The 14,471-nt window shown below is 42.8% G+C and carries 10 protein-coding genes; 7 read left to right on the top strand and 3 right to left on the bottom strand.

Annotated elements, in window-relative coordinates; all coding sequences use genetic code 11:
• The first annotated feature begins 29 nt into the window (after positions 1–29).
• Entirely contained in the window at positions 30–1,142 is a 1,113-nt protein-coding gene (gene hisC, locus A6J60_RS04820) for a histidinol-phosphate transaminase (RefSeq protein ID WP_096064968.1), read from the top strand.
• Between the two features lie 131 nt (positions 1,143–1,273).
• On the opposite strand, the gene A6J60_RS04815 is transcribed toward hisC, so the two are convergent.
• Positions 1,274–3,028 (bottom strand): anthranilate synthase component I family protein, encoded by a 1,755-nt coding sequence (locus A6J60_RS04815; protein ID WP_096064967.1) that lies wholly within the window; start codon positions 3,026–3,028, stop codon positions 1,274–1,276.
• A 499-nt stretch (positions 3,029–3,527) separates the two neighbouring features.
• On the opposite strand from A6J60_RS04815, the gene A6J60_RS04810 reads away from it, so the two are divergent.
• The 3 genes from A6J60_RS04810 (at position 3,528) to A6J60_RS04800 (ending at position 6,922) form a co-directional block, all read left to right on the top strand.
• The gene (locus tag A6J60_RS04810; protein ID WP_096064966.1) at positions 3,528–4,589 is read left to right on the top strand and encodes an EcsC family protein; all 1,062 of its coding nucleotides are present in this window, start codon (positions 3,528–3,530) and stop codon (positions 4,587–4,589) included.
• Between the two features lie 305 nt (positions 4,590–4,894).
• Complete coding sequence (locus A6J60_RS04805; RefSeq protein WP_096064965.1) at positions 4,895–5,173, top strand: type B 50S ribosomal protein L31; 279 nt, start codon at positions 4,895–4,897, stop codon at positions 5,171–5,173.
• Positions 5,174–5,488: 315 nt separating this feature from the next.
• A complete protein-coding gene (locus A6J60_RS04800) occupies positions 5,489–6,922 on the top strand; it encodes a DUF4041 domain-containing protein (protein ID WP_096064964.1) in 1,434 nt (477 codons plus the stop codon).
• Positions 6,923–7,034: 112 nt separating this feature from the next.
• On the opposite strand, the gene murJ is transcribed toward A6J60_RS04800, so the two are convergent.
• Positions 7,035–8,585 (bottom strand): murein biosynthesis integral membrane protein MurJ, encoded by a 1,551-nt coding sequence (murJ, locus tag A6J60_RS04795; protein ID WP_096064963.1) that lies wholly within the window; start codon positions 8,583–8,585, stop codon positions 7,035–7,037.
• A 295-nt stretch (positions 8,586–8,880) separates the two neighbouring features.
• On the opposite strand from murJ, the gene A6J60_RS04790 reads away from it, so the two are divergent.
• A complete protein-coding gene (locus A6J60_RS04790) occupies positions 8,881–9,804 on the top strand; it encodes an HpcH/HpaI aldolase/citrate lyase family protein (RefSeq protein ID WP_227526067.1) in 924 nt (307 codons plus the stop codon).
• A 66-nt stretch (positions 9,805–9,870) separates the two neighbouring features.
• Here the strand turns inward: A6J60_RS04790 and ampD are convergent, their stop codons facing one another.
• Positions 9,871–10,455, bottom strand: coding sequence for a 1,6-anhydro-N-acetylmuramyl-L-alanine amidase AmpD (ampD, locus tag A6J60_RS04785; protein WP_413772376.1), 585 nt, complete (start codon positions 10,453–10,455; stop codon positions 9,871–9,873).
• A 265-nt stretch (positions 10,456–10,720) separates the two neighbouring features.
• Here ampD and A6J60_RS04780 point away from each other — a divergent pair, with 265 nt between their 5' ends.
• The gene (locus A6J60_RS04780) at positions 10,721–12,808 is read left to right on the top strand and encodes a DUF4105 domain-containing protein (RefSeq protein ID WP_096066479.1); all 2,088 of its coding nucleotides are present in this window, start codon (positions 10,721–10,723) and stop codon (positions 12,806–12,808) included.
• A 165-nt stretch (positions 12,809–12,973) separates the two neighbouring features.
• Positions 12,974–14,389, top strand: a complete 1,416-nt coding sequence (locus tag A6J60_RS04775) for an esterase/lipase family protein (protein ID WP_096064961.1) — start codon at positions 12,974–12,976, stop codon at positions 14,387–14,389.
• The last annotated feature ends 82 nt before the right edge of the window (positions 14,390–14,471 follow it).

Genomic DNA, 14,471 nt, shown 5'->3' with positions numbered 1-14,471 from the left:
CTCAAGATAAAAACGACTGATAATAAAAGATGACAAATCCTATGGAATTTAAACTTGATACCCGATTGTGGTCAAATAAAGCACGTAATTTAAATCCTTATGTGCCAGGTGAGCAGCCAAAACACGATAACTTATGTAAGCTCAACACCAATGAAAACCCTTTTCCGCCTTCTGCAAAAGTAGCTGAGGCTATCAGTGCTGCGTTGGCTGATCAAGCACAGGCGCTGCGTCTGTATCCAGCGCCTGAGTCAGATGACTTGCGCCAAGCATTGGCCAATGCCTATCAACTAGATATCAATCAAGTATTTGTCGGCAATGGCTCAGATGAAGTACTGGCCTTGGTATTCGCCAGCTTCTTTATGAAAGAGCGTCCATTATTGGCCCCAGATATCAGCTACAGTTTTTATCCCGTGTATGCCGATACTTTCGGTGTGGAGCTAGTGAATATCCCATTGCGTGAAGACTTTAGCATTGAAACCAATGACTACCGTCAGCCTTGCTCAGGCATTATCATTGCCAACCCGAATGCGCCAACTGGTATTATATTGTCATTAGACGCCATCAGTAAGTTGGCAAATGAGCATCCTAATGCGGTGATAGTGATTGATGAGGCTTATATTGACTTTGCTAAGCCTGAGTCAGGTGAAGCGGTATCTGCAGTTAGCTTGATTAATGAGCATGACAACTTGTTGGTGACTCAGACCTTCTCTAAATCACGTTCATTAGCAGGACTGCGAGTGGGTATGGCGTTTGGTAATCCGTCACTGATTGAAGCGTTAACACGTATGAAAAATAGCTTTAACAGCTATCCGTTAGACCGCTTAGCACAAGCCGGCGCTCTGGCCAGTGTGCAAGACACTGCTTACTTTAAGCAGGTATGCGAGCAGGTAATTGAGCTACGTGAACAGCTGATTGAACAATTAACATCGCTTGGTTTTGATGTATTACCGTCACAAGCAAACTTTGTGTTTGCACGCCCTGCGCAGGGCAATGCCAGTGAGGTTGCTCAGCAACTACGTGAGCAGGGGATTATCGTCCGTTACTTTAGTCAACCACGTATTGATGAGTACTTGCGCATTACTGTTGGCACAGCGGAACAAAACCAACGCTTAATCACTGCCTTAACGGAACTAGGCGCTTAGTTGCTAAATTACTGAGTTGAGTACGGCTTAATTAGCGTGCACTTATCTAAGCCTGTACTGAATTAGTAGTCAAAAAAACAGCCATAGACATAAGTTTATGGCTGTTTTTATTATTTATGAAATAAAGCGCTTTACGATTGAGGTGCTAAAATCGCCAATAAGTTGCCTACTTTATCCAAACATTCTTGATATTCTAAATCACATTGCGAGGCAACTGTGATGCCGCCGCCAGCCCACAGCGCGACTTCTTTTTTGGCATTGGCTTGTAATGAGCGAATCAATACATTCCACTGTCCGCTACCATCAAAATTCAGATAGCCTAAGGTGCCGCAATAGGCGCCTCGGGGTTCAGCTTCCAGTTCACTGATTAATTCAACCGCTCGCTTTTTGGGTGTGCCGGTAATTGAGCCGGCAGGCAAACTATCGAATAATACGGTCAACGGATGACACTCTGGTTTGATAGTTGCCACAATTGAGCTGACCATATGATGCACATTGCTAAAGCTTTCGATGGCGAACAGCTTAGGCACCTGCACACTACCGGTCTTAGCATATTTACCCAAGTCATTACGCAGTAAGTCGACAATCATCACATTCTCAGCGCGGTCTTTTTCACTATCGGCCAGTTGCTGTTTTAGCTGCTCGTCTTGTTGTGGCGTTTGACCACGAGGCAAAGTGCCTTTGATTGGCTTGGTCAAGATACGTTGCTCGTTATCAGCATTTTTATCGAACATCACAAACAGTTCAGGTGAGCAGCTTAGTAGCTCAAACTCTGAAGTTTTATTAGCTGATGGCTTATCTGAGCTTATTGCTAAGTAGCCGGCAAATGGCGCCTGAGTTTGCTGATGTAATTGCGGTAAATAGTTCACCAAGTTTAATCTGTTTTGATGAACTGTGTGCAACTCGGTTGTGTCAGATTCAGTCAAAGTTGGGTCAGTCGAAGCAGGGTAGGACTTATCTGAGGTCTCAGACACTGGCAGTTGTCCTAGCCATTGTTGGGTCAGGTTGATTTGATAGCTGTCACCTTGATACAGATACTGCTGAGTTTGTGCAAATGCAGATTGATAATCTTGCTGTGTCCAGCGTGGATTCAAGGGTAAGCTTGGTGTGGGTAGCACCTTAACTGTTTGCTGTTGCAAGTAATGTTCTAGCAGCTTTAATATGCAGACGGCCATATCTATAGCTGCTTGAGATGTCGAGGGCTGGGTATGCAGCTGCCAATAATCATCACTGCAAGGTGTTAAGTAAATATCGTAATGTCCGATAAACGCACAGGGCTGATCGGCGAGCATGACTTTGGAGTCTCGACTCAGTGCTTTGGCGCCTATATCATAACCAATAAATCCCATTAGCCCATGTTGATAAGCGGTGTGCTGTGCCTGTGAGCAAGTTTCCGCGTTATGTTGTGGCGAGTGTTGATGCTGCTCTGAGTAATGGATGAGCTCATCAATCCAGTCTTGATAGCTAAGTTGCTCGGGTGTTTGCTGCGTAGAAATTGGCTGGCTTTTGTTTGATAGGATTTGCTCAGATTGATTCGGCTCTGATTGATTATGCAGAGCGTGCCGCGTATCTTGACCCTGAAGATTGTCTAGACGTTGTGACTTCACGATTTTAACCTCTAAAGAGGCTAAGTCAGCAGGCGGGTAGACCGTCCAAGCAACCTTGGGCAACAGACCAATCACCGGGTGCTTATCATTATTTAACCAACAAAGATGCCAAGCTAAATCTTGTACAGTCTGCGTCAGGTTTTGCCGCGTACAAGGTAATGGGCTCGAAATCGTATTGCTAACGGCTGCAATTAATGTCGGATCATTAATCAGCTGGGTCAGATGAGGCAGTAGCTGATGTGCAGGCGCAAGGTTAAATTGGAAACGGTTATTGCTCATTGTGATTGCTCATAAAAGCTTAACGGGTCATTTATTGAAGGGATGCCACCTAACATGACATGATGAGAGTTTTCAATTTTTGTCGAATTTTAAAGCCACTATTTTACATTGTGCCAATCGCTGATAACACTGTTTCAACTGATATTTGGTGATTGATTACATAAAATAGACTTAATGAGTTCGAATTTATATCAGGGCCAAGGCTATTTTGCTTTAATCTAAATTATTGTTTTACGCTAATAAGTTAATTATCATTGATTAACGAAACTGGTTAATAAATTAAGTTAACCGCTTATTTATTCGACCAATTACTTATTGAGCGACTTGACGAACCATTAGATGACGCACTGCATGATATTAACTATTTGAAACTGGTTTGGCTTATTTTTTGCCCATGTTATTAAGATCATAAGTATTAAGGTCATAAGCCTAAACCAAAACAACCTGTTATTAACCCCAATCATTTAACTTTTTACATTCAATTTAGGGAGCGTATCGTATGGATAATAAATCAAAAAAACCAAAAGCGGGTAGAGCTTTATTTAACGGTTTAGATGCTGCAGGACACCTAGCGCGCAATAATTTAGAGCGTTTAGGATCACTGCTTGATAAGGTCAATGCTAAGTCTGGTAAGCCTAGTCAATTTAGAGCGGTTGACCTATCTGACTATGAATCAAACTCTAAGTCAGTTGATAACTTATTCAGTCAGCAAGCGCTAAAATCATCGCAGCAGCTGGTAGGTAAACGCTTTGCCACTTACGGTAAATACGCTAAAAAAGTAGTTCCAGATAGCTTATTCAACAAAGCAACCGAAGGGGCATTCACTCAACTTGCCAAATTAGCCGCAACTTGGAGTGAAGTCGATTTACCAAGCGAGCAGCGTTTTGCTGGTATTCAAGGCTTAAGCGACCAAGAGCGTAATGCATTGGCTCGTGATATCGCGAACCAAAACCGTGCGCTTGCTACCATTGGCGGTGTGACTGGTTTAGCTGGTTTGCCAGGTATGTTGGCTGATACGTTATGGTTATTGCTAGTATCGCTACGTACGGTTTACCAATTAGCCACTGTTTATGATAAGCCATTAACCGGTAAAGAAGGCGTTAAAATGGCGTATAAAGTGGTTTCTCATGCTGATTTAAGCAAAATGCAAGAGAAGCAAACCTTGCTGGCGGGTCTTGGTATGGCTAAAGGCTTGTTAGGTAATGCTCAAAGCCAAGGCTTACGTAATGAGCTGAAAAACTCTGGCATGGGTAACAGCAACGTTCAGTACTATGCTGAGCAAGTCGATAAAATTGCAGAGCAGTTTAATATCGATATCGATAATATGAACTTAAGCTGGTTAACCAAGCTACTGCCTTTCTCATCAGTTCTAATCGCTGCGCATTATAACAGTCACTTGATTGAGCAAGTAATCGGTGTAGCAAGAGCTACATTTGGTCCTGAGCCAGTTACTGCTAAAGAAGCGATTGCTGATAAAAGCGATTCGCAATCAGACAACGCAAGCTCTGATGATACAGATGACAGTGCTAACTCAGACGACAAAGCGTCTGACGATAAATAATCAAACGTCGACTATTAATAAATAATAGATTAATAGCGGATAGAGGTTGATTAATAGCTGATTATTAAATGGCCTAAGTTATATTGGATACATTAAGTGGTTAAATTTAACCCATTAATGACTTGCAACAAAGGCCTCAAGTCGGTAGAATTACCGGCTTAACTTCCCGCTGAGGAAGGCTAGAATAGCAGGTGGTTGGTGTTATGTGCTGGAATGAGCCAGTGACATGATGGCTAATTACTAATGCGTTTGGTGCCTCAGTTACGTACAGCATTGCTGTATATCGGACACAGAGAGAATATATTATGCGTAAAGATATCCATCCAGAGTACAGAGAAGTATTGTTCCACGACACTAACGCGGACGTTTTCTTCTTAACCCGTTCTACTGCTCAAACTAAAGCAACTCGTGAGTATGAAGGCACAGAATATCCTTACTACCCACTAGATATTTCAAGCGCTTCACATCCTTTCTACACAGGCGAGCAACGTAAAACGTCTAACGAAGGTCGTGTTGCTAGCTTCAACAAACGCTTTGGCGCGTTTGGTGGCCGTAGCAAGGCTAAGAAAACTGACGCTGAGTAATCATTTAAATTACTTCGCTGTTTGTTTTCAGCATAAGAACCACTGCTTAGGCAGTGGTTTTTTTATGGCTAAAAATTGTGTTAAAGGCAAAGCTTTCTCAACGAAATTCCTTTAATATCACTATTATCTTATGAAGGTTGACTTAAGTACTAAATTTAAATATATAATTAAGCGATAACGATTTATTGTTTAATGAATATACATTAATAAGCGGTATATTAGAGTTATTAGATTTTAATAATGCTTATTATATTTATATGGTTTTTATTTAATTTGATAATTGCAGAGGAACTAGCTATTTGGATGTAATGTGATATGAAGGATAAGAGTCTAGCAGTTAAGGTAATAGCTGTATTAGCTATACTACTGATTACGATATATATGCCAGCTCTATTAGTATTTGTAGTGGGATATTTAGCATATCAGCTTAAGAAAGCGATTAATGAGCTGACGATCTTAAGGCAGCAGCATGATGAGCTAGTCTTAAGTCATTCTAATTTGTCTCAGAAATATACAGAGTTCACTAATAAATACTCTAAAGTAATAGATATTGATTCAGCAGCAGATGAGGCTAGACAGGAAGTTCTTAGTATTAAACAAAATATTGAAGAATTGCAAAGTAGCTATAAACAAAAGAGATCAGTTTACGATGATTTATTGAACCATATAGCTATTTATGATGAACGACTAGAGTATGCTGAAATGGGTATGTATGAACCTCATTTCGATTTTGATACATCAGAAGCCTATAGGGATAAGATAAAAGAAGTTAGAGCCAAGCAAAAAGAAATGATAAAAGAGAAATCTGCCATTACGTGCTCTATCGAATGGGAAGTAAGTGGCAGTAAAGCCGAAGGTCGAAAAATGACCAATCGAGCTATTCGCCTTACTGCTAGAGCTTTCAATAATGAATGTGATGCTGCGATTGCTAATGTGACGTGGAATAACGTTGAACGTATGGAAAAGCGTATACTAAAAGCCCATGAAGCAATCAATAAAATGAATGAGACAAACAAAGTTGTTATATCACCATACTACCTTCAACTAAAGCTAAATGAGCTACGTCTTGCCTATGAGTATAAAGAAAAACGTCAGATTGAGAAGGAAGAGCAAGCTGAATTACGAAGACAAGAACGTGAAGAAGAGCAGTTAAGAAAAGAAGCTCAAAGGGCTTTGGCTGAGGAAGAAAAGCTTCAGGCTTTATTATCAAAAGTACAAGAAAAAGCCAGTCATTCGGAAGGTTCTGAGCTTGAAAGATTGCAAGCAGAAATTGCTAAGCTGGGTGATGAGCTTAAGGAAATGCAGAGAGTTCATGACAGAGTAAAAGCCATGGCAGAGCAAACGAAGCTAGGTTACGTTTACGTTATTTCGAATATTGGGTCGTTTGGCGAGAATGTTTATAAGATTGGAATGACCAGAAGATTAGAGCCAATGGATAGGGTGAAAGAGCTAGGCGACGCCAGTGTTCCATTTTATTTTGATGTTCACGCTATGATATTTAGTGAAGATGCACCCGCACTTGAGGCACAGATTCAAAGAGAGTTTGCTGATAGAAGATTAAACTTGGTTAATTACAGAAAAGAATATTTCAATGTCACTTTGGATGAAATCAAAGAGAAAGTATGGGAGTTGAATCCTGATGTTGAGTTCATTGATGATATTGAAGCTAGAGAGTATAAAGAGTCTCTAGAGATAAGGTCAAAAAAAGATCGGGCATTAAAACAAAGTGATATGCCAGAACATATTTAAATAGAAAATAGCAGCTTAATTTAATGACTAGAAATAAAAAAGCCAGCATAACGCTGGCTTTTTATTTACTTCATCTGATTCTCAATCAGAAAATGTAAGACTACATCTAAAACTAGCCATGCTTTAATTGACGTGGTCTAAAGCCAGATGCCAGCAATACCGCACCATACACGATAGCGCCCAATGCACAGATAAGTAGTAGCGCAATCACACGATGTAATTGTGATGAATGGGTTGGGAAGTAAGGTAGAACCGTATAAAGGACGCCAACCATCACTGCGCTAGAGACAACAAACTGAGCCAGTAGTTTTTTCCAATGTGGGCCAAAGCGGAACAGATCACGCTTGTGTAGTAGATAATATAATAAACCGGCGTTCACAAAAGAAGCACCTGTGGTTGCTAGAGCCAGACCACCATGCAAAGGTAGCTTGAAGTAGTAGAAAATACCCACGAATACTAAGCTAAAGATCATGTTGGCAATAACCGTAATTACACCGATTTTAACTGGGGTTTTGGTGTCTTGGCGTGCAAAGAATGCTGGTGCAAAAATCTTAATCAGCATAAAGCCTAAGATACCGCCTGCCATACTACGCAGTGCAAAACCACTCATATTAGCATCTTCAAGCGCAAACTCACCACGCATGAATAGGGTCTGCATTAGTACATCAGATAACACGAACAATGCACAAGCCGCTGGCATGCCGACGACGAGAATGAGGCGTGCTGCCCAATCTAGAGTTTTGCGGAAAGTTACGTCATCCTTTTTGGCTTCACTGGTCGAAAGACTAGGAAGAATAACCGTACCAATGGCAACACCGATTAGACCTAAAGGCAGTTCGGTTAAACGCTCTGCTGCATATAACCAAGATACTGAGCCGGTAATCATTAATGACGCTAAGATGGTGTTAAGCAGCAAGTTAATCTGAGTGACTGACACCCCAAAGATGGCCGGTAACATCAGTTTTAAAATACGGCGAACGCCTTCGTGCTGAAAGTCAATCTTAGGACCAACCAACAGCTTTTGTAAGTACAACTGCGGCAACTGAATAAAGAATTGTAGTAATCCAGCGATTGCCACCGCATAACCCAACGCCATAATGGGCTTATCAAACATAGGCGCAAAAATTAGCGCACCGGCAATCATACATAAGTTAAGCAGTACCGGTGCCACAGCAGGTGCGGCAAAGCGGCCATAACTTTGTAGGATACTGCCGGCAAAGGCGGTCATTGAGATAAATAATAAGTAAGGGAAGGTGAGGCGCAGCAATTCACTGGCGGTATTGAACTTGTACGGATCATCAGCAAAGCCTGGGGCAAATAAAGTAATGACCCAAGGTGATGCCAACATGACAACCACGGTGAGCATGGTTAAAATCGACAACAAAGCGCCAGAGGTGCGACTGATTAAAATCTGTACCTCTTGTAAGGTAAAGCGCTCTTTGTACTCGGATAACACAGGAACAAACGCTTGGCTGAAGGCACCTTCAGCAAATAGACGACGCAGAAAGTTAGGGATTTTAAAGGCGACCAAAAAGGCGTCCATCAGACCGCCAGCACCAAACACGCCCATCAGAACCATATCGCGTACAAGGCCTAATATACGTGATAGCATGGTCATTGAGCTGACGATCATCGTCGAGCGAAACAGTTTACTTTTTGCCATGTTATGTAAATGCCTGTGTTCAATTCAAAAGGTTTTACAAAAGAGGTATTATAAAAAAATGTACCACTTTTTAAAAATAGCGCAAATTATAGCACTATCTCACGGCTAGAATGATGATGACAGATGAAATTATAATGAAACCAGTGCAAGTCACGGATGTATCAATCTAAATAATGAGACGAACGACAGACAGCACGGCACGCTACAGCGCTATTGTTAGAGAGCTTTTAAACTAAATAACCAAAAACAGTAATTAAAGACAGTGATAAATATAAACACAAGGATGATGACAGCAATGACCAATAATAATGGCTTATCTAGACTCAACAAAGCGCCACTGCTAACCCCGCGTAGTTGGCTGTTTGTACCGGCCATGCGCTCAGATCGATTTATTAAAGCAATGAATAGTGGTGCTGATGCAGTTATTATTGACCTAGAGGATGCGGTCGATGCCACTCATAAGCAGCAAGCGCGTCAGAATGTGGCCAGTTTCGTATTGGATCAACAGCAAAAGCCTGATGAGCGCTCTTTTTTGCCTCATCTGTGGTTACGCATCAATAATCCTGATCAAGATGAGGTGTCATGGCAGTCAGATATGCAGCTGTGTCATCAGTTGATTGACAGTAATAATGACAGTGAACAGTCAAATAGCAGTAAGCTGGCCGGTATTATATTGCCCAAGGTCAGTAGCTCAGCACAGGTGCGTCAAGTCACGCAGCAGCTTCAAACACCAGTGATTGCACAAATTGAGTCAGCACTTGGCATCAGTAATCTCACTGACATTACCCAAGTATCAGGGTTACAAGCCATCAGCTATGGTCGTCTAGATATTGCCAATGAGCTTAATTTGCGCACGGGCTCACAAGCAGAAGCGGATTTTTTTGGACAATTACGGATGCAGATGTTGATCGCTAGCAAGGCTCACCATTTGATGGCGCCGATTGAAAGTATTTATGCTAATTTTAAAGACACAGAGGCTATGACCTCAGTTGCAGGTTACGCATCAGATTTAGGCTTTTCTGGGATGTTGTGTATCCATCCCAGTCAAGTGGCTGTGGTCAATCAGGCGTTTAATGTCACAGAACAGCAGCTACAATTTGCCAAGCAGGTCATCGATCATTATAAGCAGACCGGTGACAGTATTTTTGCCATTGACGGGGTCATGGTAGACTTGCCGGTTATTTTGCAATGTCAGCGTTTGCTTGAGTCAAACAGCTAATACTTTCTAGTGAGCTGCCAAATACTAAGCAGCTAATTGGTTAAGCAGTTAAGCAACTGAGCAAAATTAATCATCAACTAGCTGACTGACTTGTTGGCGCAGTCTTGCCCAGTCAAAGTAGTCACCTGGATCCGTTTTGCGTCCAGGCGCAATGTCACTATGACCGGTGAGATGGCGACGTGTTTTTGGATAAGCCTGATATAGAGCGGCCACTACCTGAGCCAAGCTATCGTACTGTTTATCTGTAAATGCTTGATAGTCTGAGCCCTCAAGCTCGATACCAATGCTATAATCATTACATTCAGGCTGACCAAGATAGCTTGAGCGGCCGGCATGCCAAGCTCTATCGTCAAAGTTGACCAGTTGCGTAACTTGGCCATCACGCTCGATGAATAGGTGCGCCGACACCTCAAAGCCTTCGATGGTCTTGAAATAAGGATGCGCTTCCCAGTCTAAGCGATTGGTAAAAAACGCTTTGACATAGTGCTGTCCATTAGCATCGGTTTGACCAAACTCATTGGGCGGCAAGCTGATATTGTGAATAACAATGGCGCTAATTGACGTGCCCTCTGGGCGCTGATTAAAGTTAGGCGAGGCTAACCATTGTGCTTCGGTTAATCGGCCAGCGGTGACACTCATGGTCTGCTTCATATTGTGCTGCTCCATTGTATACGGCTCGATAGGGTATGAGGCATAAGAAGTAATAACAATCATGACACGCCTCAGTCATCATCTTACCTGATAATTTTAACGATTATAAGCCGAAAATATAACTATCGATTAGCAATTCATTAGCAAAATAAGTTACTAACTATCTTTCATTGGTTGATTATAAAACTTCATTATATAAAGGGTGGCTATGTTTGCCTCAATGCTTAATCATTCAAAAAAATCACAGTCACACACGCAGAAAAAAATGGCTAAAAATTGCGCTAAGCCGCATAACTATAGTAAGCCGGTACCTCTCGCTACACCAGTGTTACCCAAAAAGCTGCTGCCATCAGTAGTTGCGACTGCTTTAAAGCAGCTCACTATTGGCGGTGTGGCCATTAGTAGTGGCGCTATGATGGCGGCCCATGCTCAGGATATGGCTAATGAGGTAAATGTCAGTCAAGCATCAAGCGAACTGACTCAAACCCAAAATCAAACCCAGCTGCAATCTAGCTCAACAACCAATCAGCAAGCGTTGATTGATGAATTAATTGAACGCGCCAATCAAAAGCAACTGGCAACACATCCTAGTTGGTTGCGACTTCATTTTTATCATGCCAAGGGTCCCAAAGGTCCTGACAATCAACGCCGCTATGACAGTGAAGTGGACAGCGCTGACTTTTTTGTCAGTGAGCAAGGCAAGCACAATCCGCAAGCTGAGTTGGAGGCCTTTATTCGTGCCACCGTGACCCAGAGTATGAATGGAGATGGCATTGATAGCAGCGCTGTCGACAAAAACGACAGTGTGGCTTGCCGCTTTCCGGCACGTACTCATTGGCTAAAAACACAGCTGGGTATTGAAGAGGTGAGCACAGAATGTCCTGAGTTTGACGCTTGGTTGCAACAGCTTGACCCGCAGCAGCTGTCAGTGGTTCATGCCGAAGAATATCCTGATAGATTGGTCTCTGCATTCGGTCACACTTTACTATTAATTGACTCAACCGCAAGTTTGGCTGACCCAGCTGCCATTGACAAAGCGCATGCATTAAATGACACCGTAGCAGGAGACCCTGATGACTCGATGTTTAAATATGCGATTAACTCAGCGTTTGGCGGCTACAATAATGACATCACCATTGAGCCCTTTCCACAAAAGCTGGCTGAATACTTACAGCGTGACAGCCGTGATGTCTGGACTTATGTGCTTGATTTAAATGAAGAAGAAGTACAGCAGATTATGCGTCATGTCTGGGAGTCAAAAGATTTAGAGCTACCTTACTACTTCACTTTAGATAACTGTGCTTCGGAGATATTGCGCTATATTGATATCGTTCGTCCTGAAGGCAATCTGCTTGATGCTTTTAAGCTGGCAGTGGTGCCGTTTGATGTCGTTCGTTTGCTGGATAAAGAAGGCTTATTAAAACAGCAGCGCTTTTTGCCAGCAGATAAGACCTTAGAACAGGCTAAGCGTAATAACCCACAGCTTTCACAATTACCTGATAGTAGCATCAGCGCAGACCACAAGCTGGTTAAAACATCGCTACAGCCTGTAGACAATAATCCATTAGACGCACATTCACTGCAGCGCTTTATGGTCGCAGCCGGTAGCACCGATGACACCGGCTATCTGAGCTTATCATATAGAGGCGGCTTTAATGGCCCTCTTGATAGCCCTAGCGGTTTCCCAGAAAACTTCCATCTAGAGGCTGGGTCTGCTGAGATTAGAGTATATGCCGATGATGAAAAATCTAAAGGTAATCACGATCGCGTTGAGTTGCAGCAGTTAACGTTAGTACGTGGCCGATCTTTTAATCCCATTAATACCGCTTATAGTGGTGACTCTTTGCTATCAAGCTGGGGCATCAATGTTGAAGCAACTCAAGTTAAAGATGGCTCTCAAGCGTTTAGAACCAGAGAAAACTCAGACAATGACAGCCGTCATTTGGTCGGAAGCCTAGGCTATGAAAAAGGAATTTCGGCTGCCTTTGGTACACCAAAAGCTGGATCTGGCGAACTGCCTCCACATCTGTGCTATGCAATGGGGACAGGTATGGCGCAAGTAGGTAAGGGCATCTCGAAAGGCTTTCGAGTGGGTGCGGGCGTCAATCTAGGTTGCCGCTATCAATTCGCGCGCAATGCACGTTTGGTCGGTGAGCTGCAACTGCCTTATTGGTATCATGGCAGTACTCATTCTGATCAAGTCAGAGGGCATTATTGGCAGCCCATTCTAAGTCTTGGTGCTCAGTATGATTTGGGACAAAATCAGGCAATTCGCTTGCAGGGTAGCTACGAGTTACAAGATAGAATTGAAGGACGTGAGGACGTTCAACTGGCCTATGTTAAGTATTTTTAAGTTGAGCAGTTATTGGATAAAGAAATAACTTAGATATAAAACATGGCTGTTCAAATAAATTGATAGTGCGAGTCAATCGATCATATTAATATCAATGACACGGACACGCGCTATCCTTTCACCGACGTCTGCTATAGATGCCAAACAAAACATGGATGTGAAATTATGGTCGACTCTGCTAAGCAATCAGACCCTATTGTGGTAGATAGCCAGTCTGATATGACCTTCATCTCAATCAGTGATTTCGTCGCTGGGATGAGTCAGTTGGCTATCATCGGGGTGATTGAAACCACCGGTATTGTGGAAGCAATACACCGCGAAATTGTGCTGCGTCCTTTGGGTTTGCTCAATCATAGATACGGTCGGCTTTGGAACAAGGGCATCAGCGGGCGAGTCTATGGAGTGGTGAAGGGGATAACTTCAGTGGTCGGGCATGGCCTTAGTTTAGGTATTACTCAGTACAGTCACCTCACTCGTCATCTGCCTACTCAGCCTTTACCCTCACACCTGAATGCGGCGGTCAATGTCATTAATGGGGTAATGGGCGATCATCTTGTTAGTAATCACAATCCGCTGGCGTTACCGATGACGCTATATAAATTTGACAAGCATCTTGGTTTAGATGATAAGCATCATTTAAGCGCTCAGATGCAAATCAAGCCAATGTCAGTTAGTATCAAGCGTCCTGTAAGATCAGATAGCTTAGCCAACCCAAATAGTTCAGCCAATTCAGACAGACTAAACACCACCGCCAATACAACACAGACTAACAGACAAGCTGATCCTATCACTGGTAGAGTGGTTATCTTGTTGCATGGCCTGTGTATGGGTCATATCAACTGGCAACCTACTAATCCACAGGGTCTTGGGTTGGCCATATTAAGAGCCTTGCCTGAAGTCACTCTATACTATGTTAGTTACAATACTGGCCAGCGTATCTCGACCAATGGTCGTCAGTTTGCAGCGCTGTTAGATCATCTAATTACCGAGAATCCTGATATCAGCCAAATAGATTTGGTTGGGCACAGTATGGGCGGGCTGGTCTCGCGTAGTGCGCTTTATTACGGTACTCAAGCTCAATATGAGTGGGTAGAAAAGGTAGGTAAACTAATCACGCTAGGTACGCCGCATCATGGTGCGGTGCTAGAACGTATCGGTGATTTTGTGCAACAAAGTATCGCCAAGCTGCCTTTTGCGGGCGCGTTGGCCAAACTTGGCTATATCCGCAGTGTGGGTATTGTTGACCTGCGTCATGGCAGTGTTAGAGATGAGGATTGGCAGTTGCTACAATCACGTAGTGTTTTGCCGGATGAGGTGCGTCACTTTACGCCATTGCCTGAGCATATTAGCAGTTATTTTTTAGCAGGCAGCTTAAGTCAGGCGGAGGATGAGTCAGATATGAGTCAGTTGTTGGGTGATGGCTTGGTAAATATTCCTTCAGCTTTGGGGGAGCATACACCGGCGCAAACTTTGGGTGTTTCTGATACGCATAAAGCGGTGTTTTATGAGGTCAGTCATTTTGCTTTATTGACTGATGAGCGCGTATTAAATCAGACGGTTGAGTGGTTGGTTAAAGATTGATGATATATTGTTTATTTTAAAAAAACAGCTTCCGTATCCTTGCTAAATACTCTTCTTCATTTTCTTTATAACAACCAATCAG

Source organism: Psychrobacter sp. FDAARGOS_221 (genome assembly GCF_002313155.2).
In the GTDB taxonomy this organism is placed as follows: Bacteria; Pseudomonadota; Gammaproteobacteria; order Pseudomonadales; family Moraxellaceae; genus Psychrobacter.
This window is presented reverse-complemented; position numbering and strand designations above follow the sequence as displayed.